This is a genomic window from Celeribacter halophilus (genome assembly GCF_900114135.1).
GTDB lineage: Bacteria > Pseudomonadota > Alphaproteobacteria > Rhodobacterales > Rhodobacteraceae > Celeribacter > Celeribacter halophilus.
In genome coordinates this window covers 70360-93280 of sequence record NZ_FORY01000001.1, presented here as the reverse complement: position 1 = coordinate 93280, position 22921 = coordinate 70360, and the positions used below count along the sequence as shown (strand labels likewise).

At 55.1% G+C, this 22921-nt stretch carries 21 protein-coding genes; 5 read left to right on the top strand and 16 right to left on the bottom strand.

Annotated elements, in window-relative coordinates; genetic code table 11:
- Position 1: 1 nt before the first annotated feature.
- From BM152_RS00415 to BM152_RS00380, 9 genes are all read right to left on the bottom strand, one after another.
- Positions 2-1489 (bottom strand): ATP-binding protein, encoded by a 1488-nt coding sequence (locus tag BM152_RS00415; RefSeq protein WP_066602976.1) that lies wholly within the window; start codon positions 1487-1489, stop codon positions 2-4.
- A gap of 1154 nt (positions 1490-2643) precedes the next feature.
- Positions 2644-2796, bottom strand: coding sequence for a hypothetical protein (locus BM152_RS19110; RefSeq protein WP_156444359.1), 153 nt, complete (start codon positions 2794-2796; stop codon positions 2644-2646).
- Between the two features lie 584 nt (positions 2797-3380).
- Entirely contained in the window at positions 3381-4184 is an 804-nt protein-coding gene (locus BM152_RS00410) for an ABC transporter substrate-binding protein (protein WP_082715353.1), read from the bottom strand.
- 380 nt (positions 4185-4564) lie between these two features.
- Complete coding sequence (locus BM152_RS00405; RefSeq protein WP_066602965.1) at positions 4565-5140, bottom strand: PIN domain-containing protein; 576 nt, start codon at positions 5138-5140, stop codon at positions 4565-4567.
- The gene (locus BM152_RS00400) at positions 5137-5601 is read right to left on the bottom strand and encodes a helix-turn-helix domain-containing protein (protein WP_066602958.1); all 465 of its coding nucleotides are present in this window, start codon (positions 5599-5601) and stop codon (positions 5137-5139) included. Before BM152_RS00400 ends, BM152_RS00405 begins: the two co-directional genes overlap by 4 nt.
- Before the next feature lie 495 nt (positions 5602-6096).
- Entirely contained in the window at positions 6097-6981 is an 885-nt protein-coding gene (locus BM152_RS00395) for a carbohydrate ABC transporter permease (protein ID WP_231730514.1), read from the bottom strand.
- Positions 6982-7003: 22 nt separating this feature from the next.
- Positions 7004-7891, bottom strand: a complete 888-nt coding sequence (locus BM152_RS00390) for a carbohydrate ABC transporter permease (protein ID WP_074913875.1) — start codon at positions 7889-7891, stop codon at positions 7004-7006.
- On the bottom strand, positions 7888-9066 hold the full coding sequence (locus BM152_RS00385; RefSeq protein WP_066602947.1) for an ABC transporter ATP-binding protein: 1179 nt from the start codon (positions 9064-9066) through the stop codon (positions 7888-7890). The genes BM152_RS00390 and BM152_RS00385 overlap by 4 nt, the downstream gene beginning before the upstream one ends.
- A gap of 66 nt (positions 9067-9132) precedes the next feature.
- The gene (locus BM152_RS00380) at positions 9133-10410 is read right to left on the bottom strand and encodes an extracellular solute-binding protein (RefSeq protein ID WP_066602943.1); all 1278 of its coding nucleotides are present in this window, start codon (positions 10408-10410) and stop codon (positions 9133-9135) included.
- 276 nt (positions 10411-10686) lie between these two features.
- On the opposite strand from BM152_RS00380, the gene BM152_RS00375 reads away from it, so the two are divergent.
- Positions 10687-11496 (top strand): phosphodiesterase, encoded by an 810-nt coding sequence (locus BM152_RS00375; RefSeq protein WP_066602937.1) that lies wholly within the window; start codon positions 10687-10689, stop codon positions 11494-11496.
- A gap of 405 nt (positions 11497-11901) precedes the next feature.
- Here the strand turns inward: BM152_RS00375 and BM152_RS00370 are convergent, their stop codons facing one another.
- From BM152_RS00370 to BM152_RS00360, 4 genes are all read right to left on the bottom strand, one after another.
- Positions 11902-12804, bottom strand: coding sequence for a TrbL/VirB6 family protein (locus BM152_RS00370; RefSeq protein ID WP_066602935.1), 903 nt, complete (start codon positions 12802-12804; stop codon positions 11902-11904).
- A gap of 2 nt (positions 12805-12806) precedes the next feature.
- Positions 12807-13067 (bottom strand): EexN family lipoprotein, encoded by a 261-nt coding sequence (locus tag BM152_RS18880; protein WP_139222456.1) that lies wholly within the window; start codon positions 13065-13067, stop codon positions 12807-12809.
- 3 nt (positions 13068-13070) lie between these two features.
- Positions 13071-13781 carry a TrbJ/VirB5 family protein gene (locus BM152_RS00365; protein WP_066602932.1) on the bottom strand — a complete coding sequence of 237 codons (711 nt, stop codon included), beginning with the start codon at positions 13779-13781 and terminating at the stop codon, positions 13071-13073.
- 538 nt (positions 13782-14319) lie between these two features.
- Entirely contained in the window at positions 14320-15408 is a 1089-nt protein-coding gene (locus BM152_RS00360; RefSeq protein ID WP_066602931.1) for a helix-turn-helix domain-containing protein, read from the bottom strand.
- Between the two features lie 591 nt (positions 15409-15999).
- Between BM152_RS00360 and BM152_RS00350 the strand changes: the two genes are divergently transcribed.
- From BM152_RS00350 to BM152_RS00335, 4 genes are all read left to right on the top strand, one after another.
- Positions 16000-16899 carry a metal ABC transporter substrate-binding protein gene (locus tag BM152_RS00350; RefSeq protein ID WP_066602927.1) on the top strand — a complete coding sequence of 300 codons (900 nt, stop codon included), beginning with the start codon at positions 16000-16002 and terminating at the stop codon, positions 16897-16899.
- A 117-nt stretch (positions 16900-17016) separates the two neighbouring features.
- Positions 17017-17958: a manganese/iron ABC transporter ATP-binding protein gene (locus tag BM152_RS00345; RefSeq protein WP_066602922.1), complete on the top strand. Its 942-nt coding sequence runs from the start codon at positions 17017-17019 to the stop codon at positions 17956-17958.
- On the top strand, positions 17955-18818 hold the full coding sequence (locus tag BM152_RS00340) for a metal ABC transporter permease (RefSeq protein ID WP_066602919.1): 864 nt from the start codon (positions 17955-17957) through the stop codon (positions 18816-18818). The genes BM152_RS00345 and BM152_RS00340 overlap by 4 nt, the downstream gene beginning before the upstream one ends.
- Positions 18815-19648: a metal ABC transporter permease gene (locus BM152_RS00335; protein WP_066602916.1), complete on the top strand. Its 834-nt coding sequence runs from the start codon at positions 18815-18817 to the stop codon at positions 19646-19648. The genes BM152_RS00340 and BM152_RS00335 overlap by 4 nt, the downstream gene beginning before the upstream one ends.
- A gap of 57 nt (positions 19649-19705) precedes the next feature.
- Here BM152_RS00335 and BM152_RS00330 read toward each other — a convergent pair whose 3' ends face one another.
- From BM152_RS00330 to BM152_RS00320, 3 genes are all read right to left on the bottom strand, one after another.
- Positions 19706-21106 carry a TRAP transporter large permease gene (locus BM152_RS00330; RefSeq protein ID WP_066603714.1) on the bottom strand — a complete coding sequence of 467 codons (1401 nt, stop codon included), beginning with the start codon at positions 21104-21106 and terminating at the stop codon, positions 19706-19708.
- Between the two features lie 10 nt (positions 21107-21116).
- Positions 21117-21749: a TRAP transporter small permease subunit gene (locus BM152_RS00325; RefSeq protein WP_066602914.1), complete on the bottom strand. Its 633-nt coding sequence runs from the start codon at positions 21747-21749 to the stop codon at positions 21117-21119.
- 79 nt (positions 21750-21828) lie between these two features.
- Positions 21829-22839, bottom strand: a complete 1011-nt coding sequence (locus BM152_RS00320) for a C4-dicarboxylate TRAP transporter substrate-binding protein (protein WP_066603712.1) — start codon at positions 22837-22839, stop codon at positions 21829-21831.
- Positions 22840-22921: the final 82 nt, after the last annotated feature.

Genomic DNA, 22921 nt, shown 5'->3' with positions numbered 1-22921 from the left:
TTCAGGCATCTTCCTCTAGGTATTTGTTTATAATTTTCTGCGTCCGGTCCCAGTGGGAGCGGAGTACAACGTTGTTTTTCAAAAGGTCCGGAATGACATCGGCTGAGATGCCCCCTTCAAGTAAGCTCGTGATCAGGGCCCCTACCTGAAGGCTCAGCGCTTCGTCATCAAGGTGATCGCTAGCCACTTTCTCCGCCCCGCCGATAATGTCGGCATGAATGGTCTCCACCGGGAGGGATGATCCAATCAAACGGATGCAGGCATCGAAATCGCTTTTCAGATCATCTCCTAGTCGGTCACGAAAGTCCTGGAAGACGGGGTGAGAAAGATCCGGTTTGAAGATGATTTTGTCATCTTGCAAAACACGGTTCCAAACGGGCAGCTGATCGTCTGCAATCAGTTTTCGCCCTCGGCGCGTGTAGGTTCTTTTCGATGTGGAAACAAAACGTTCAACGATGGTCTTTAGCTTGTTTTTCACGATAGGTGGAAGTTGCGCCGATGCCTTTTTAACGTCGATTTTCCAGTCGGCATCCATGGAATTAGGAATGTCTACCGCAACGCGGCAGAGTTTTGTGGACTCAGCTTGCCTTGCCAATCCAAGCCAACCACCTGCTATAATCAAACGGTCGGCCCGATAGACATAAAGCCCTTGCGATCTTTGGTGCCCCTCTGGTCCGCCAATGTCATCCCATTCCTGTTTGGACATTTTCTTATGGTGGGGGAGAGTAACACATTTGAAACTCACGACTCCATTCGACAATTTCATGAACTCTTCGGAGTCCAATTGGCGTGCAGGATGTCCTTCGGCGAAAGGGTCAATCGGGTCGAGTTTTACGTGGTTTAGATAGAGAGAAATTCGCGCAGGAGAGCCGCTCAGATAACGGTGGAAGACCAGCCTGAGGTGGCGTTCAGCCCTGCTAAGGGCTGCATTGAGCGTTTGGGTTCGTTTGGCATCATCGTTCTTGTAGCCGCCATCGAGGCGATCTAGTTTTTTCCAAACTACAATAGTACCGGAATCTCCGAGGTGCTCCGCTGAAGGAACAGTGCCTGGATCATCAAGGATGGCAGCTGACCACCGGTTTGTTTCGCCAACTCGATCTAGGTCCCAAACCGCAGCAGTCGTTTCTCCATCCTTTCGCGTCAGAACAGTTAATTGCCGGCATTGAGAAAAGCTCGCACTTTTTAGGCCTAGGCCAAAACGGCCTAGATCTTTCGCATCGCGTTCATCCCGAGGGTTTTTCGTGCCGGGCCTAAGAGCCTCCAGCAACTCTGTCCTCGTCATGCCGTGACCATTGTCTGCAATAGCAATCCATGGGTCATCTGAGACTGTATCGGCGTAAATATCAATTCGCTTTGCACATGCAGTAATCGAGTTATCTACAATATCTGCCAGAGACGTATCGAGGCTATACCCAAAATCCCGAAGCCCCTCAATCAGGCTCGCGGCATGAGGTGGAAGCTCAATTTCTTGAGACGCGGAAATATCCATACAAGGGCATCCGTTGAATTATTATTACAACAATAAAAACGAATTTGTCCTGGAACTTGACCTCGTGCAAGAAGTTTGCCCCAAAATGCTGGAAATTAACTCTTTAAGAGGAGACGTTCTGGTGCGATGAAATCGGCCATGCGCTTATTCACGGCGAAATCAAATTCTGTCCAGTCCGTATGTCAATTTTCCCTAGCTGTCGCGCCAGAGATGAAGGCAGTGCTCTGCGCCCTGGAAATTGGATCACTTTAAGTTAGAGTACACCACTAATTTTTCGGAAAGCTCGCATGAACTTGCGGCGATCTGGTCGCAACGGTTGCGCGGACCGTCGATAATGCGCCTTCAACATCGTAGCCACCCACGTTGAAACTGGGACGCCCTGTGCGCTTTCGCTTATCCTTCCAACTTCCCTCTGACACCCAACGGCAAACGCGCAGTCACTTTCCCATCGCGCCGCGACTGTGAGTGGGGCTTGAAAGGCTCGGGCGTGTCCTCAGCTTCAAGAACAAGATCAATTAGCCGACCAAGAAAGCCGACACGGTTTGCCCCTCTGCCGCAGCAACAGCCTTTAGCTGCGCATGACGCTCAGGGGTCAAATATGTCATGGCGGCTTTCTTGTTTGTCGGCATATCAATCAAAAAGTAATTTACTTGTCGGCGGCTAGCCTATCCTGCATTAGCCCTTACCGCGAGCACATGTGTGGCGGGCCGCCACGTTCGTTCAAAATCTGCGTTGCGGAAACTGCCTGTGACCTGCCCCGCGCTTTTCCTGATGCTCTCATGGGGGAATTTTGAAAAATGGCGCCAAGGCTTTAGCCCCTACCGGAGCTTTAAAAACTGAGCTTCCAAAGCAACTAGGGCGCCCGCAGCATATGGCAGACGGCTCTCAACAGACTTTGGAGTCATCCCTTTAATGTTGTCGGCGGTTAGCCTATCCTGCATTAGTCCTAGTTGAGAGTACAAATGTGGCGGGCCGCCACGTTTGCCTAAAAACCAGCGTTTCAGGAAGTCTCCCGCCGCTGCGTCTTTTCTGTCGCTCCCCCGAGGGTATCGCGTTTTGCATTCAGCCTAACGGCCTACACCTTCCCGATCCGGTATCTTGCAAAACGCAGGATCGGGATAACGATAACAAATTTCCGATACAGAAGGGGTTATTCACTCCACCTCTTCTCTTCCAAGCAAATCATCAATCAATAGTCGGACAACAAACGAAGCTGAAAGCCCTTCCCCCGCACAAAAGGCCGCAAAGCGGTCAGCTTGGTGCGGCGGAACATAGGCTTTCACAAGCTGTTTCTTTTCCTTCGACATAATCAATATGGTCCCATTTGTCGGCGGCTAGCCTATCCTGCATTAGTCCTTGCTAAGAGCACAAGTGTGGCGGCCCGCCACATTCTCAAAAATCAGTGTTCCTCCGGCCTGCGCGGCAGCTTTTGCCGTGCCCTGCATCAAGGGCAGCAATGCGCAGATAATGAGAGCCAAACTTAACCAATCAGTCTGCACAAAAAGAATTTTTGGAGCGATGAATTTGATTTTGTCCCAACTCGTCCGGACGTGAGATCGCTAATGTCTGGTACATAGACGATGGCTGCTAGGCCAATGGATATCACCCATTCTCGCACAATCCGCGCGCACTGGCGGGTCGAGATGTGAACCCGACATTGACAAAACATCATATCACAGGATGCTGCGACGCATCCGAGGTCGGCTTCGAGCCCATTTTACCAGATGCCGCAGCATGTATGAACGTCTGGATTGGGATGGATCGCTTAAAGATGAAAGATTCCACTTTTGTTTGCACCACAAACAGACTGATCAAGCCAGCGGGGACCAGCAAAAGCAAAAAAGTCCGGAGCGCGTGAAACGCACCGGCCCTTGGTATTTGAGGACATCCCTTATTTTAGCGTCACCCGGTTGGCATCAATTCCTGATAGGAAAGAACCGTCAATGAACGGTGCAATCGACTCTACGGTCGGTGGCTCACCTTCTATAGAGCCGCGCTCGATAATCCACGCTCCTTCATCAACCATCAACTCCAACATTTCTTGATCGAGTTGCATGTTGAAATTGTAGTTAGATGACGCCGCAGCCACCTCTTCGGGCGTTAACGTGCCACTTAGAACGTTCGACACGGATTGGTGCGAAGCGACAGGGTCGGAGTTCACGACTTGCTCCCCCGCATAAAGTGATGCAAGGACGGCGGTCACCACGTCGGGGTTTTCGTCGATCATCTTTTGCGTGGCGACGAGAATGAAATGCGTGCCGTAGCTGTCGACGGGAACTTCTTGGTAGGCGTCGCCCAAAACCTCTTTGGCCCCAGCATAGAACGACGGGAACATAACCCCTGCGTCCACATCACCGCGAGCCAAAGCCGGAACGATGTCAGGTGGACCGACTGCTAAGATTTCTACAGTGATATCTGCAGCCGCGACTTCCTTTTCGAACATGTAATGAACGTTCGTACCCTGTGTCAGACCGACTTTCATCCCGTCCAGTTCGGCAATCGTGTCGATTTCTGGGTCGCCGCCGTGAATGATGCGTGTTGCTGTGTATTGTGACATCTCTGCAATCACACGGAACTCTTGTTCTTGCATCGCACCAATGACGGCAGGAAATTCACCGTGGTCCTCTCGATGACTACGTACGCAAGCAACAAGCTCACGGCGCTCGGAGCGGGATAAAAAGCCTGGATAGATCATGCCCCTACCTGAATCGTTCCAGCATCAGACGTCAATTCTTTAAAACTCGGATCCTCAATGACTCCGAGTATAACACAGTAAACCGCTTGATTTTTTCATGCTCGGCCGACGCTATCGCCCAACCCCAGACCACAACTATCGACGCAGAGAGAGGGTCAAGAACGCCTAGAGCAAACCCAACGCTAAACCTGCTTGATGTGGACATAACCCACGACAAATTACGCTACAGCGTAATTTCCCAGAATTAGCGCTGTAGCGTAAATTTCGCACAGTACTACTTTTCGCGCGATGCCAGCTGCACCTACCCAGGGGGCCTTCATGGTCCATTGGTTTTCTGAAAACATACCATATTTTCTGACAAGGAGTTCGCCCGTTTCAGGCTACAGAAGCTCTTCGTATTGGTACAAAATTTCAGCGGTTTGGAATAGTTTTCGAGCCTTGATCCGCTGTAATAATACTTCGGCATCCATATCAGGGTGTTTGAACCGCTCACGCATTTTCCGCAATGCAACTACAGCTGCGAGTGGGTCAAGTTCGATTGCATCAGAAATAAACTCGTCGGCCGAGATTGCATCAATGTCAAAAGGGACGAGTGCTTCGCTTGGGAAATCCTTAAGGTTTTCCGTCACAATTACCTGAGCGGATGTTGTGATCGCCGCAGCAAGAACATGGCGGTCATCAGGATCAGGCAAATCCAGACCGGCTTCAAGCCCAGCATACCCAGAAACGCATGCTTCGGGGAAAGCGCGTTCCATAGCGGAACGCTGCTTGTTAGTGTCAGCCCCGCCCTTCGTAATCTTGGCTATTGCACCGGCAGTTTCATCCATAATTCTATCGCTCCACCGGGGCCGGAAAAATCCGGCCTCGGCCAGCGACAAGATTATATTTCTGCGCATCGCGCACGCCAGGACATTTGCGTCAATCAGTGCCGTGAAACGGTCAGCATAGTCACTCATAAAAGATCGTTCTCCATGTCCATTGCGGCAAGGTCAGACAGTGCTTCAGAGCGATCAGTGTCGCGTTTCTTTTTGTATTCAAACAGATCTGCTGCTTTCACACGGCGATGCCGACCTGTTTTGAAGAAGGCGATTTCCCCTTCTTCTAGAAGTTTCACGAGGTGTGGACGCGACACATTCAACAAATCGGCCGCTTGCTGGGTGGTCAGCTCTGCATCCACAGGGATCATCCGGAACCCTCTGCCGCTTGAAACCAACCGCAACAACTCCATCAAGGATGCCGCGAGGGCTGGAGCCAACGTCACTGGTTCGATCTGCTTCTCACCTAGTGCCAGGCTCAGCTCAACTGCCTCATCACCGTTCACTTGAGAGGCAAGGATGCGGCGAAGACTGTCAGCATTATCAATTTCAACCTGATCCGGCAAACGTTCTGCGAACGCTTCTTTTGCTTGCATCATCATGGGTTCTCTCCTTTTCACGCGACGGGACCCTACGCCCCATTCGCAATAATCAAAATAAACGAAACAAACGTAAATGCAAGCACCGCTTCGTTCGCAAATTGAAGAACTTCCGAGGCTGGTTGCCCGCGCCCGATGAGCAACCTCTTGGCCGGCACGGAACAATTGAGGCTTCATACGCGAAACAGATAATGCTCGTGTACTCACAAAAAACTTTGTAAACATTTCCTCGGCCGCATGAACAGCATAAAGAGAGAGCCCGAAGCCCTGAGTATGGGGTCCATGGCCAATCACAGATCACCTAAGCCTACTCTTCCGCAGTAACATTGGCGATATTGCGCGTCTTAATCCGTTGCGTTAGCCAACCCACATATGCCTCACTGACTGGACCTCTTTCTACGGACAACAGTCACCGTTGCGCATCGGCTTTATGCAGTCGGTTTATCTCATATGCGTCATTGGCTGACCCCCTAGGTCGAGCGGGTCTGTGATCCCGATTTACCCCTTGATGCCCGACATAGTGATCCCGCGCACAAAGGCGCGTCGCGCAAAGAGAAAAACCAGCATCATCGGCAGGGTCACGATTGTCGCCGCGGCAAAGGTACGACCATAGTTGATATCAAAAGTGGACCGGTACTGCATCATCGACAGGGTGGCGGTCATTTTCTCTTGGCTTTGCACCACTATAAGCGGCCAGTAGAGGTCATTCCAATGCGCCACAAAAGAGAAGACGGAAAAGGCCGCAGCCGCTGGCACAACAGCGGGCAAGATCAGCCGCAAGACGATCTCGATTTCGGTAAACCCATCGACCCGCGCCGCCTCGATAATTGAGTCGGGATAGCTGTGGAAAAACTGTCGAAACAGGAAAATGGCGAAGACCGAGACAAAGAAGGGAAACATCATCGAAAAATAGGTGTCGAGCAGCCCCATTTTGACCAAGCCGAGGTAAATCGGGATCGAGGTTACATTGATGGGCACTGTCAGACAGGCGATCACCGTGCCAAGAAAAATGGTCGACCCGCGAAATTTGAGCTTCGCCAAGGCGTAGGCCGCAGGCACCGCCGTTATAAGCTGCACCGCAAGGATCCCGCAGCAGACAATCAAGCTGTTCAACAGGTAGCGTAGATAGGGTTGGGTGACGAGCACATCGTAGTAGTTTTGCACCCCGGCAAATGTACGCGGCCAAAACCTGAAGTCGGCATCAAAGACCTCTGACGTGGGCTTAAGGCTCGACGAGAGCATCCACACAAAAGGAAACACCATCAAACATGCCCCGAGCAACAGCACGATCGTGAGACACACTCGGCCAAGGGTGAGGTCCTTGAATGCCGCGCGCAGGCGGCGAAGTCCAACGGCAGGTGGCGGGATGATCATATCGGTCATTGAATGCCTTTCTATGGCTCGCTCAGTGGGCTGTTCTATCGGCCAGAAGGGTTTGGATCAGTGCAAAGACAAAGATCACCCCGAGGAAAAAAACGGAAAGTGCCGCCGCATAGCCCATGTTGAAATACTCGAACCCTTCGAGAAAGGTGAGGTAGAGGAATACTTCGGAGGCATGGTCGGGTTGGCCTTGGGTCAAGACGGCGACGGTATCGAACAGCTTGAACGCGGTAATGGAGGAGGTCACCGCGACAAAGACGGAGGTCGGCGCCAATGCGGGCCAGGTGACCCGCAAAAACTCATCGACGGGATGGTCTGCGCCGTCAATTTTCGCCGCATCATAGAGGCTGCGCGGGATCGCCGTCAGCCCAGCCATGAACAAAACCATATTGAACCCGATAATGGCCCAAAGCGAAATCCCAGCCAGCGAAAACAGCACCGCCTCAGGGGAGCCGAGGAAATTCACGGGGCCAATTCCGATGGTGGAAAGCCATTGGTTCAATATCCCTTGGCGGCTGTCCATTAATGCGGACCAAACCAGTGCCATTGCCGTCAGGGTTGAAGTCACAGGCATGAAATAGAGGATTTCGAACAGGGATCGGAACTGTTTGCGGTTCTGAATAGAGATGGCCAGTGTCAGCGGGATGACGAAGGCGCAGGGCAAAAAGACCGCCGCATAGATCGCTGTGTTGCGCAGGGCATTGCCGAACTGTGCGTCTGCAAACATCTGGCGATAATTATCGAGTCCAACCCATTCCCAATAGTCGCTGATCAAGGAGTAATCCGTTGCACTCGCCAAAACCACAGAGATCATCGGGCCGATATAAATCAGCAGAATCAATAGGGCTGCAGGGGCAATCATCGCATAGGCGAGACGGGATTGTCGGCGATGCAAAGAGGCAGTGGCGCTCATGCCATGACCTCCGACAGTGAGAGAACAGGGTCTGAAATCCGTTGCCCGTCTGCTCCAAACAGCATCAACGCCCCTTCCGGCACCCCCACGCGAAAGGTTGAAGGCACCATAAGCGGAGCGCGAGCATCGGAGCCTTTTTGTACCCGCAAGCGCAGCGCAATATCGGGAGCGTGGAGCAATGCGGCATGAACCACCAACTCGCCGCCCAAATCCTCAACGCTGTGGCGTGTGACGGTAAGAGTCGTGGCCGGTTCCGCACCGGCAGCCCCTGCCTCGACAAGGCGCAGGGCTTCGGGACGTACGCCCAGAAACAGAGTTGCGCCCTCGGGCTGACGGGTCGCGAGCGGGAGCACCTGCCCTGCTAGATCAAGCCCCCCCGCGACGGTACGCACGGGCATCAGGTTCACCTCAGGCGACCCGATGAACCGCGCCACATCCACCGACGCGGGATCGCCATAGAGCGTTGAAGGCGCTCCGACCTGAAGCAGCCGCCCCTCTTGGAGCATGGCGACTCGATCGGACATGGTCATGGCTTCCACCTGATCATGAGTGACATAGACGAAGGTCAGGCCCGATTTGCGGTGCAGCTCAACAATCTCTCGGCGCACCTCCACGCGCAGTTTGGCGTCTAGGTTGGATAGCGGCTCGTCCATCAAAAACAGGCTTGGGTCGCGCACGAGCGCACGACCCAAAGCCACCCGTTGCCGTTGACCGCCCGACAACGCGGCAGGACGACGCGCCAAGAGATGCGCGATGCGCAGCTGTTCGGCGACCTGTTCGACCTTGGACGTAATCTCACGCCGTGTGCTTGTGTGGTTGGGGGTTAAAAACCGCGCCCCCGGCAAGCGGGCATACATGGGCAACCGCCCCATCACCAGCGGCATTGCCATGTTTTGTGCCACGCTCATGTGGGGGTACAGCGCGTAATCCTGGAACACCAAAGCCACATTGCGCGCCTTGGGGGCAGCCTCGTCGACCCCAACACCGTCGATCTCGATTCGCCCTGTATCTGCAGTTTCCAGACCCGAGATGATCCGTAGCAAAGTAGATTTCCCGCATCCCGACGCGCCAACCAACGACAAAAATTCGCCGTCATGAACATCAAGGGAGATCCCCTTGAGGACCTGCGTGTCGCCAAAGGATTTCGTAATATCGGTAAGAGTGAGCCGCGCCATGTTCTAAACCTATTTAATGGTGGTGGGGGCCGCGTGAGGCCCCCACCCTTTGGGATGTGAGCGCACTCAGCGTTGCATCAGCTTTTCAGCCACGGCCTTGAGCGCGTCCGCGCCTTCTTGCGGCGCAGTTTCACCGAGCATCACCGCACGGATAATCGACCGCTGTTCGCGCCAAATTTTCTCGGACTGCGTGCCGGGGTAGCCGTACCATGCGCCAGCGCGCTCATACTGGCTCGATGGCGTCGCAAAGTATGGCTCTGCGGCGTAGTACTCGCCGAGATATTCATCTTCGAGAGACATAAGGTTGGTTGGCAAGTAGCCTGTGTTCTTTGCAGTCAACTCTTGACCTTTTGGGCCGGTGAGGAAGGTCAGGTATTCCCAAACGGCGGCCTGTTTTTCAGGGTCTTGTGTGGTGATAATCCCCGCATTGCCCCCTGTGGGCAGAGTGCCATTGGCGTCATCCCAAACGGTGAATTTGATCGAGTGCAGATCAAACCCTTCGCCGACGCGCTCTTGCATCAGTTTAGCGGAGGCCGGCGAGTTGGCGTAGAACCCAACCTTGCCAGAGGTGAAAGCGGTCAATTGCGTGTCGATGTCGGTGCTAGGATCATAGCCACCCTCGGTGACGATACGGCGCGCCAATTCCATCGCGGCAAGGCTGCGTCCGCCTTCGTCGAAGGTCACTGTATCGCCCGCCCCATTGAGCATTTCACCGCCCTGCTGTGCGATCAACACCTGAAACGGCCAGTCATCGCCCCATTGATCAACAGCGTAAGACATGCCGTCGATGTCATCCCCAAGCGCGTCGATTTTGGCAGCAAGGGCTAGAACGCCATCCCAATCTGTGGGGAAGTCCTCGATCGCGACACCCACTTGGTCGAGCAGGTCGGCGTTAACGTACCACTGAATCACAGAAGCGTTGAACGGCATACCGTACTGCACGCCGTCAACCTGCCCCAATTTCAGCATTTGCGCAGTGTAGTTGGCGTCTTTCCAACCTTCACCTTCGGTCGCCATCATGGTCGACAGATCGACGATTTGGCCACGCGCGGACAAGGCACGCGCCAACGAAGGCAACTGGTTGTAGGCCTCGAAAGCGCAATCAGGCAAAGTGTCGGTGGCTGAGCCGCGCATTAGTTTGAGATGCGTGTCGGCATAGTTTTGAGCGGGTGCAGCGTAGATCACTTCGATCTCGTCTTGCATCTGGTTGAACATCTCGGCCAAGGGTTGGTGCTGGCGGCTGAGATGACCTGCGTTGGTCAAGCACGTGATCTGGGTTTTGGCCTGTGCCGCACCTGTCAGAGCAAGTGTGGCCAAAATGGCCAAGGTGAATTTCGACGTCATGGGTCTTCCTTTGCGCATATCAGCCCCCATCATGGAGGACCTCTCGGGAAACGTCTCTGCTTCATCAGGCCAGAGACTACCGTCGACGGTCTAGCGGTACAGGTGCGACGCTATGACGACAGTTTTTCTAAGCTTGCGTAACGGGTCGATGGCAGTTTGATGACCCTCGCCTCAGGGCGCGGCGCGGGGAAATGGAGACGTAATCTATGCGCAATGCCTGTGTCGTGTGCCTGTCACACAACTGCCCTAAGAGCCGCCCCAACAAGGAGCGTACTTATGAAAATCATTCACATCACCGACACCCATCTGATGCCTGCGGGCGAAACCCTCTACACGCTTGACCCTGCCGCACGGCTCAAACGGGTTCTTGATGACGTCAAGCTGCGCCATGCGGATGCGGATTTGCTGGTCCTCACGGGCGATTTGACCCAAGATGGCAACCCCGCCGCCTACAGGCTTCTCGAGACGCTCTTGACCGATATGCCGTTTCCTGTGCGTCTGTTGCTCGGCAATCACGACGATCGCGCCAATTTCCACGCGGCCTTTCCCGCCCATCCCGTCGACAGCCACGGGTTTGTACAATCGATGATGGCGGTTCCAGAAGCCCAAGACCGCCTCTTGTTTCTCGATAGCAACAGTGCATGTGAGGTTGGCGGGCGATTTTGCGGCCAGCGCGCGGCATGGCTGCGTGATACGCTCTCCACCTGCCCTGACAGCCCGCTGATGGTGTTTATCCACCATCCGCCCGTGGCCCATGGCATGGCACATTTCAACAACATCGGACTGCATGACACAGAGACATTGATGGAAATTTTGCGCGCCCATGTAGGCGGTGTGCGCCATATCTTCTTCGGCCATATCCACATCCCCTTGACAGGGACCACCCATGACGGAATCGGCTTTACTGCAGGGCGCGGCTGTACACATCAGTTTCGGCAAGACTTCAACAACCCTGCCCCTGATTGGGTAGCGGGTGTGCCAAATTATGGGGTTATCACGCTAACAGCGGCGCAAATCTCCTACCACGTAGTTGATACGCTCGACGCCGAAACGCTTGTTCCCGCCAACGTGTGCGCAGGACCGTGAGCCCCATAGGGTTTAGATTAGATATGCTGTCAGACTGATTTATGTTTCGGTGAAGTAACCATGGGTGTGGGTGGCGTCAATTTCATTATCATCATGCGTCACCCTCGCTACGCACGACCAAGGTCACCCTCTCCTTTCTTCGCACTCCAGATTCCGGGAAATACGCACCCCACTCAGGCGTTCATATTCGGTAGCGCTCACAAGCACGAAGCTCAAAACTCCATAGCGCGTGATCCCGACGGGTTCTTCGCTGGCGCATGACAATACCTCCAACCTATGTCTGGCCAAGTATGTGGAAGAAAAAACTTTCATTAACGCTTCCTTTGCTCCTGCAAACTTTAATTTGAATTAGAATTTCTCGACCCGAGCCTTCAACCCAGAGCCCCAAATGAAACTTCTGAAGCGCTATCTTCTCGACGCACTCCCTGCACTAATTCCACTGGGACCGTCGCCTCCATTTTTGTTGGACAGAAGGCCAAGCTTTCGTTCAGTCCAGCGCTGCGCCATACCCGTAGACGCTTGTGCGCCGGCAGAAAGGGCGGCGGCAATAGAAGGCAGCAAGAAGAACATCACAAACGAAGCAGCCAGCATACCAAAGAAAAAGAACATTCTCAGCCGGGCAGATAACGTCGCAGTTTCCGATACCGCGTCTTGCAGCATTGCGATCAGGATAAGGCCCAGAACATAGGTCAACAACTTCAAAACACCGAAGTTCAGGATTTGCGCCAGCCATGAAAAGAACCACCCTCTCGAAAAATCAAACAGCGCGAACGCAATAAACAAAGGACCAACAGCCGCCATCATGGTCAAACCCAGGGTGATTAGAAGCGAAACTGCAAACACAATCGCTGCGACCACACCACCAGTCACCATCATGACTGCATAGTAAAGCGCACCTGTGATTTTCCCGCTCACGCCCTGAGAAACATAGAACTTTTGTATTTCGTCGGCGATACGAGCTGTTTCGCGAAAGATGGCATCCGCAGGAAGCGTATTGCCTGCCTCCCCGCCAGCCAACTGATCAATAAACTCAGGAACGCCAGAGGTAATCGTGCTACCGACCCATGAAGTATAGTCCCCCGCCTTCACGACGAGGGTCCAAATCACAAGCAATTTCATGGCTCGGAATGTAAAATCCATCACAGGCTCTTGGATCGAGCCCCTCATGACGGCCCAGCCATAGAGGATGATGTAAAGGGTCATGGCCGCTGACAGCGGTGCGGCTAGTGTTCCAGACATTGAGCTAGCAATTTCTGCGGCTACCTCTGTCGTGTTGTCAATGAAGCCGCTATAGATGCTTTGCCACATGCTCAATCCTCGCTGGATGTGTCGCCAAAATATTTATCCAAGTCTTCAAGATCCTTTGCGCTGGTCGCCTGTGACAGGGCGTCTCTGGCGTTGATGCAGTCTGCATCGAGATCCGATCCGTTTTTCACTTCACATTCATCGAGCATCGCTTGCCGCGCATCTGGGTGTTCCATGTAATACTGAACAGTCTGAGGGGATTTCACATCGTCTTTGCAGGCGCTTAGAGTGATCATAGCAGCCAATATAATGCTGATTTGTTTCATGAATTAGTCTCCGAAATAGGTGTCGAGGTCTGAAAGGTCTTTTTCACTGACTTGGAGTAAAGCTTCTGTGGCCCGTCGCTCCTCGGCTTCAAGCTGGGCCTCCTGAAGCATCGTCATACCCTGGATGCGCACGGCATCGTTCTGAAGCATGGCTTGCTCCACAGCGATGCGAGCGTTCAGGGCATCAATTTCTTTTTGGGTCGAAGCTGATCCGATTTGCTGACGCAGCTTGTCCAGTCCCTCAAGGCGCTGATCAGAAACGGCAACAATACGCTCCGCTACAGCGCCTTTACGACTGGTGCTGTTGCGTATGCGGGCGACTTCCTGCGCATAGAAATCCTCTGCTGAAATGTCGTCGTCAACCATAGTGGAGAAGTCTTCAAATTTTTGAGCCGTTGAGGATAGGTCGCCCGTGAGATCATTCAGATTGAGGTCAAACGCGGTTGCGACCTCTTGGGCGTCTGTGCCGAGAATTTCTCTCACTTCACTATCGTTCAAAAGGCTTACGATATCGTCCATATCGGTCATGCCATTGATCGATTCATAGAGATGAACAGCCTGCTCATATTCTTTGACAAGCTGGGCAATCTCTTGGGCGAACTGCTGCTTCTGGTTCGCGAGACTTGTGGCATCTATTACAGGAACGCCTTGAGCAAACCCGGAATGAGCCATGAAACATCCGAAGACGACAGATGCTGATAGTAGGTTTTTCATGCTTTTCTCCTTAAGTAGCTTATTTGCGTGGTGAGGGGCTGACCGAATGTACCCGCCATAAACGGGCCTGAACCTCTGCACCCTCTCGCGAATAGAGGTCAGCAACCACGAGTGCCGCCGTTCCCGCTGACTGGCGCGCATGTGCTGTTAATTCGTGGGAAATACTCAACGTGTCCGCGAAAGGCAAAGGTCTGATGGGGAACCGCAACTCAGCATGTCCCGCCAGTGAAGTACCAGCCAGACGCACACAACGAGAACGGTTATCAGCATCACCAAAACTACTGTTCGCATCAGGCAATTAAATCCGTTCCTCGATCCAAATCCGCCAAACCACAGACACACACGATAGGTTTGAATTTTTATTCGAGTGTTCAGCGACACTGATTGTTTTTCATGGAATTTCTGAGCCTTGATCATCACACAGCAACCCCCATGAGAGAACTGGTGAGATCAAAACGAGAGAGCTTGTCCATTTCCGCGCACTGTGCATGTCGCGTTACCGTTCTCTTCTCATCCTCGGAGGGCCTACGCAGGCAATTCATGGGTTGCCTCCCGTCCGGAGCAACGCATGTGTCAGCTCTCCAACCAAACCGTCGAGAACGGCAATCTGTCTGGCTTCTTTTCGAGCCATCCCTACAAAAGAAGCTGCTGCGTTTTTTGTGCCATAAGGGCCGTCCCTCTGAGAATTTCGATCAGCCACAATCAGACAAAGTGCGGTCCTCGCCTCGCCAATCTGCGTGCACCTCTCTCGCCACAACCGACTGGAAATACCCAGTTCGTAGGCGCGCTCGTGCGCGGCCCGTATGACTGCGGTCCAGTCCGTCGGACAACCGCAGGCATACAGATCAATGTATTCCCCCATCTGTGTTCCTGCCAAAAGCCGAGCATGGGCCGGGCTGGTGGTCAACCGCCCCTCCCCCTTCGGTTTCCCTGCAATACGAATTTTATTTTTCTTTTCTTCATTCGTATTGAGTCGGACATTTTCGTCTGACTCGACGGACAACTCTGGCTGACTGTCCATTTTTGAAAAGTCTGCGAGCACTGCTTCTAGCGCTTCAGCAACCTCTTTCATTTTCTTGATGTCGCTTAGCTCGGCAGGGCGACGACGCGGCAAGATACTGGTCGCCGCCTCATCAGCATCAACGCTTTCCAAATCCCGTATCTGCCTAAAGAGGCCCTGAATATGCTCTCGTAACCGTTTGCTTTCTTCATCGGCCTGCATCTGGCGACTGGCCAAGGCGCGAATGTACTCCGCCTGCTCGATCAGCGGGGCCAGATTGATGCCCGCTGCCCGTTTAATGACACCCGCGACACGATCACCGGAGCGGCTCTTGCGCTCTGGGTACGTCCGCTTGATCAACCCCGCATCAACCAGTTCAGCTTCGATCCTCGCAATCTGACGTTTTGATAGTCCAAAGAGATGAGCAAGCCGTTCTAGAGAATGCCAAATGGCGCAAATTCTGTCCTGCTGGAAATCAGACGGCTGGCAGTTGTCTATCGCAAATTCGAGATACTTAAGCGCGCCGCTCGACAGCCCGAGAGAGGTCTTTGCTTGCTGTAGCAAGAGTTTCAATCGGAAGGGGGAAATCCCATCCGGCAAACCGCCATGTGTGAGGTGCTGTGTCATGACCACACCTCCTGCCCCGAACTTGCGAAATACCGCGATTTCTGGTATCCAAATAGAGCAATGAACTTTTGTGTGTCGTCGGACAGGGCTGCAACCCTTCCGGCGACTTTCTTTTCCCAATGGACACTTCGATGCGGGAGCAGGCTCTCCAGCCGACGGCAGCCTCCTCTCAACACCCAAAGCACTAGGGTATCAGGTTCTCCTCTCGTTCGACATATGTCCTGATACCAAAAAACACCTAATATATTGTTATTATTAATGAAAGTGAGGGATTGCAAATCCGTGTACACCGGTTCGATTCCGGTACTCGCCTCCATTTATTCTCAAAGACATAATAGCATCTTGCCGCTCGGATCTCGCCTCCGTTCTCGCGCCCGATTACTCCGTGCGCTGCCCGTCATACTTTGCGACCACCCTCTACCACCAGCAAACTGATGCAATCACGCCCGCCTAAACACCTGCACAGTTTGTAAGCACCCACAACGAATTGGCTCTAGTTGCGAATAATTCTCAATATTTCATTTGACAGTTGCGAATGATTATCATTTACATATCAGCAGCAGAGACAACCTAAATCCTGAAGGACGCCCCATGAGTTTGAAGCGAAGCATATTTCTCAGCAGCATCGCCGCGCTGGCCCTTACTGGTGCCGCGCAGGCAGACGAGAAGATGAAAGTTGTGACGACATTCACCGTGCTTGCCGATATGGCCCGCCATGTTGCCGGTGACGCCGCAGAGGTGGTGTCGGTGACCAAACCGGGTGCGGAAATCCACGGTTACGAGCCGACCCCGCGTGATATTGTGCGTGCGCAGGACGCGGATTTGATCTTGTGGAACGGGTTGAACCTCGAACTGTGGTTCGAACAATTCCTGTCCAACCTGAAAAATGTGCCTTCTGTGACGCTGACCGAGGGGATCGACCCGATCTCGATTTCGGGCGGGGCCTATGAGGGCAAACCGAACCCCCACGCATGGATGGGGCTCGACAATGCCTTGATCTACATTGACAATATCGAGAAAGCCTTTGTCGAACACGACCCCGAGAATGCGGACGTTTACGCTGCAAATGCGGCCGCCTACAAAGAGGAACTGCGCGAAACGCTGGAACCTTTGCGGGCCGAGATTGCCGAAGTGCCCGAAGACAAGCGCTGGCTTGTGACCTGCGAGGGGGCGTTTTCCTATCTGGCTCGGGATTTCGACATGAAAGAGCTTTACCTCTGGCCTATGAATTCTGACCAGATGGGCTCCCCCAAACAAGTGCGCAATGTGATTGACGGGGTGCGAGAAAATGACATTCCCGTTGTGTTCTGCGAAAGCACGGTCAACACCGCTCCTGCCGAACAGGTCGCCCGCGAAACCGGCGCTGAATATGGCGGGGTGCTCTATGTCGACAGCCTCTCCGAGCCGGACGGTCCAGTGCCGACATATCTCGATTTGTTGCGCGTCACCTCGGAGACAGTGGCCAATGGGCTTGAAGCCGGCTTGAACTAGGCGCAGTTTACATACGACAGTATCCTGTCACGCGGGCTTGTGCGGCCTGCGTGACACGGGTTTTTGTCACAGAGCTTTTGTGGCGATCCCCGCACTCCAACAGATAGAAAGACGCATATGAGACAGGACAGTTCGAAGCCCCAGACCCAAGGCCCTCGGTCAAAAACGGGTGGCGGCATTTGGGCGCAAGATGTCACGGTCACCTATCGCAACGGCCATACCGCGTTACGTCACGCCAGTTTTGAAATTCCGCGCGGCACGGTGACCGCGCTTGTCGGTGTCAACGGGTCCGGCAAATCCACTCTATTCAAGGCTATCATGGGGTTTGTTCCCGTGGCGCAAGGCGACATCCGCCTTTTGGGCATGTCCGTGAACGACGCCCTGCGCAAGAACCTTGTGGCCTATGTGCCGCAGGCCGAAGAGGTCGACTGGTCCTTCCCCGTCCTCGTCGAGGATGTGGTGATGATGGGGCGTTATGGCCATATGGGCTTTCTGCGCCGCCCGTCCAAGGCCGACCACGCCGCTGTCGAAGAGGCTTTGAGGCGGGTCAATATGCTCGACTTCCGGCACAGGCAGATCGGTGAGCTCTCCGGCGGGCAAAAGAAACGCGTGTTCCTCGCCCGCGCACTGGCCCAAGAGGGTCAGGTGATCCTTCTCGACGAGCCGTTCACCGGCGTTGACGTGAAAACCGAAGACCAGATCATCGCCCTGCTGCGCGATTTGCGCGACGAGGGGCGCGTGATGTTGGTCTCCACCCACAACCTTGGATCGGTGCCGGAGTTCTGTGATCGCACGGTGCTCATCAAGGGCACGGTTCTGGGCTATGGCCCGACAGAGACGACATTCACCCGCGACAATCTCGAAGAAGCCTTCGGCGGCGTTCTGCGGCAATTCACGCTGGGCGGGGCCGATCTTCACGACGACGACGATCCGCGCCATGTCACCATCCTCACGGATGACGAGCGGCCTCTGGTCCATTATGGCGACAAGACCCACGTTCTGGGCGAGCCGCCACAGCCCGAAACCGCGCCCGACAAAGCACGGGAGGGCGATGCATGAACGTCCTGCTCGAACCGTTTTCCTACAATTACATGACCAACGCCATGTGGGTCTCCGCCCTCGTGGGCGGGGTCTGTGCCTTTCTGTCCTCCTACCTGATGCTCAAGGGTTGGTCGCTCATTGGCGATGCGCTCTCGCATTCGGTCGTGCCCGGTGTGGCGGGAGCCTATATGCTGGGCCTGCCCTTCGCGCTTGGCGCGTTTATCTCGGGCGGGCTGGCGGCGGCGGCGATGCTGTTTCTCTCGGAGCGCTCCGGCCTCAAGATCGACGTGATCATCGGGTTGATCTTCACCTCTTTCTTCGGGCTCGGCCTTTTCATGGTCTCGCTCAATCCGATGGCCATTTCGGTCCAGACCATCACTATGGGCAATATTCTCGCCATCACGCCCGAAGACACGCTGCAACTGGTGCTGATCGGGGTCGTGTCACTCGTTGTGCTTTTGTTGAAATGGAAAGACCTGATGGTGGTGTTTTTCGACGAAAGCCACGCCCGCTCCATCGGCCTCAAACCCCGACTCTTGAAAGCGGTGTTCTTTGTGCTGCTCTCGGCCTCTGTCGTCGCGGCGATGCAGACCGTGGGGGCGTTTCTCGTGATCGCCATGGTGGTGACACCGGGGGCAACGGCCTATCTCTTGTGCGACCGCTTCCCGCGCCTGATCATAACCTCTGTGCTGATCGGCACGGTGACCAGTTTCACCGGCGCCTACATCAGCTATTTCCTTGATGGCGCAACCGGCGGGATCATCGTCTGTCTGCAAACGCTGATCTTCCTTGTGACTTTTGTCTGGGCCCCGAAACACGGGCTTCGGGCCGCCCGCGCCAAGGCGCGCGCCGCTCTCACCGAAGGAGCGCCGGAATGATCGACACGATTTTGATGCCCTTCCAGTTCGGCTTTATGCAGAACGCCTTTCTGATCTCGGCCATTGTGGCGGTGCCCACGGCCATTCTGTCCTGTTTTCTGGTGCTCAAAGGCTGGGCGCTCATGGGCGATGCAATCAGCCATGCGATCCTGCCCGGCGTGGTGCTGGCCTATATCCTCGGTCTGCCGCTCATTTTCGGAGCCTTCGTCGCAGGCATGGTGACCGCACTGGCCACCGGCTACCTGTCGGAAAACAGCCGGATCAAACAGGACACCATCATGGGGGTGGTCTTCTCCGGCATGTTCGGCCTCGGCATTGTGATGTTCGTGGCGACGCCTTCGGATGTCCATCTCGACCACATCCTCTACGGCAATATGCTGGGTGTGGAGCCCCATGACCTCTGGACCGCAGGCTCCATCGCTCTCATCGTCTCTGCCGCCTTGCTGCTCAAGTGGAAAGACCTGATGCTCCACGCCTTCGATCCGGCGCAGGCGCGGGCCTCCGGTCTGCCGGTTCAGGTCTTGCACTACGGGCTTTTGACGGTGCTCTCGCTCACCATCGTGTCGACCCTGACCGCAACGGGCCTGATCCTTGCCGTCGCGCTTCTGATCGCACCGGGCGCCATCGCCTTTCTTCTGGTCCGGCGGTTCTCAAAGATGCTGGTGGTCGCTGTGATCATCAACTTCTGTGCTATGATCACAGGGGTTTACCTCAGCTTCTGGCTCGACAGCGCCCCAGCGCCTACCATCGTGCTGTTGCAGACCGCGATTTTCCTCGTCGCCTTTGTGCGCAGGATGCGGCAGGTCAAACGCCAAAGCCAAACGATCTGACGACAAAAGGCGGCGCAGTGTTTCCACTCGCCGCCTTTTTCATATTTGGACGCCTGCTCAAGCCTGCATTGGCAGCCAGAGCACGATCATCGGGAAACTCACCAGAAGCGCGATGGTAATCGCATCCGCGATGAAGAACGGCGTCACGCCTTTGAACACATCCTGCACGGACAGATCGTCACGCACGCCCGCAACCACGAAACAGTTGAGACCGATCGGCGGGGTGATCAGACAGAACTCTGCCATTTTCACCACAAGAATACCGAACCAGATCGCACACATCGGCCCTGACATGCCAAAGGCCGCATCCGCCGCCGCAACGGTTTCGCCACCATTGAGCGCCATCACCGCCGGATAAACCACAGGCAAGGTCAGGAGCAGCATCCCGATGGCATCCATGAACATCCCCAACACGGCATAGGCCAGAAGGATGCACACAAGGATCAGCATGGGCGACATGGTCAGCGAGGTCAGCCAGTCCGCAAACGCGCCCGGCAGGTCGGCAAAGCCCAGAAACCGCACATAGATCAACACGCCCCAGATGATGGTGAAAATCATCACCGAAAGCTTCGCCGTCTCCAAAAGCGCGTCACGGAACTGGCCCCAACGCATGCCTTTATAGACCGCCATCAGGAAGACCACGAAAGCGCCAATCGCACCGCCTTCGGTCGGCGTTCCCCAAGCCTCTCCGCCGAACGGGTTGTAGACGAACAGCACGATGGTCAGCACAACGATCATGATCGGCGCAGCCGGAGGCAGGGACTTAAAGCGTTCCTTCCATGTAAAGCCGCCAACCGCCGGACCAAAGCCCTTGATCGCCACGGACATACCCACAATCAGCGCGGCATAGACAAAGGCCGAGAACATGCCCGGCAGAAAGCCCGCCAGCAAGAGCTTGCCCACGTCCTGCTCCACGATGATGGCGTAGATCACCAAGATCGTCGACGGAGGGATCAGCGAGGCCAATGTGCCCCCTGCGGCAACAACACCTGCGGCGAATTTCTTGTTATAGCCGGCTTCGATCATCTCGGGGATGGCGATGCGGGCAAACACGGCAGAGGTCGCAATCGACGCGCCCGACACGGCGGAAAAGCCCGCTGTCGCAAACACGGTCGCCACAGCCAGACCACCCGGAACCCACGCGATCCACCGCTTGGCCGCCGTGAACAGCGCCTTGGTCAGCCCCGCGTAATAGGCGAGATAGCCGATCAGGATAAAGGTCGGGATGAGCGAGAGTGCCTGAGACGACACTTTCGAATGGGGCACCTGCCCCGCCGTCTTGGCCGCCACCGTCAAGGCCCAGCCGAAGGCCTCGGGATCGTAGCCTTTCTTCGACCAGAAAATCCAGATGAGGCCCACCATCCCTGCAAGACCGGCAGCAAAGGCCACCCGCATGCCGAGAACCACCATAACAAGAAGACCGCCGGAGACGATCAGACCGATTTCAATAGGATCCATATCCATTCCCTCAATCGTCTTTGCCGGAGACGTGTTCAGCCTCCATCGCGGCCTGTGTGGCCATATCAAGCACCAACGGCACCGCCACCGGATGTTCAGTGCCCAGAATGATCGCCCGAATATAGGCCGCGATCTGAAGCATCAGACGCACCGTCAGCACCCCGAAAGCCACAGGGGCCAGAAGCTTGGCAGGCCAGAGCGGCAAGCTGATATCCATCGAACTGTCACGACTCCACATCGGCATGGAGAAATCAAAACTGCGCTGGAAATGTGCCCATGTGCCCCAGACCATCAGCACCATGAAGACGAACATCGCAAAGGTGGTGATCAGTTCCGCGATATAGAGCGGACGGCCTTTCAGCGCACCCACCAGCATGTCCATCCGCACATGACCGCCGTTGCGCTGGGTGTAGGAAATCCCCATGAAGGCGATGAGCGGCATGGCCTGTTGGATCCAGTCCACATAGCCCGGCAGCGGCTGATTGAAGAAATTGCGCCCGCCGACGGAAAACACCGCCAGAAGCATCAGCGCGAACACCGTCAGGCCGCTCAAGAACGCCAGCACCAGTTCCAGTTTGTGTAGTCCCTGATCCAACCGGCTCAGCCGGCTGTCATCTGTCAGGACCGTGGCCGTTCCCGCCATCCTTTATCCCCTTATGTCCGAAAATCCGAAAAGACCCGCCCCGCAACACGCAGGACGGGCCAGCACTCAAGCGCGTCTCTTATTTCGAGGCGGCCACCGTTTCGATGACAAGATCATAGAGCTCCTGCGCAGGTAGGCCGCGCTTGGTGTTCTCCGTGATCCAGGCCGTCGCAGCAGGCGCCGCTGCGGCCTCTTTGAAGGCTTCGAGGTCTTCATCCGAGAAGGTCACCTGTTCGATGCCCTTTTCCTCGATCAGCGGACCCCATTTGGCCATGGTCTGCTCGTTATAGTAGTCGATGTAATAGTCGAGCGCCTCGTCCACGGAGCTGTCCAGAGCTTCGCGCTCTTCATCGGTCAGCATCTCGTAAGCGTCGATATTGACCACGACCGGACAGTTCACCGCGCCGGGGTTGAGGTTGGTGGTCCACCATGTCGCGATATCCGCCGTGCCGAAGGACATATGCGCGTGAGGAGCAAAAGCTGCCGCGCGGATCACGCCGCTGTCCATCGCCTGACGCACTTCCGTGGCGGACATGGAGGTCGGCACAGCACCGGAAGCCGACATGGCCGCGCCGATCCCGCCGGTGGCGCGCACGGTCAGACCTTTGAAGTCTTCGATGGAATGCGGCGCATCGCCCACACCTGCAAGGTTATACTGCGGCAGCGGGGTCGGCATCAGCAGTCTGGCGTTCCAGCGTGCCAGATCCTTGACCGTAGCCGGATGGTTATACACCGCCATTGCCACGTCGCGTTCCAGTTCGAGATTGTCTACGCCCAGAAACGGCAGCTCCAGCACGGTGATCGAGGGGTTCTTGTCAGGGTGATAGCCCGCACAGAACTGCGCCATCTCGAAGGCGCCGATGGAAATGCCGTCAAGGTTCTCGGTGTTTTTCGACAGACCGCCATAGGAAATGTTCATGGTGAATTCACCATTGGTCTTTTCCGCGACCAGCTCGGCGAGCTTTTCGACATTCTCGGTGAAAGCACGGCGCTTGCCCCACAGCGACACGTTCCATTCCGTCGCAATCGCCTCGCCCGCAAACCCGACGCAAAGCGCGGCCACAGCCGCACGTCCCAAAAACTTGTTCATGATGTCCTCCCAAGACATAAATTACCGTCTGTCAGGGAGTATGCGGCGGTCTTCACAATTCCGCTATGAGGGAATCTGCGCG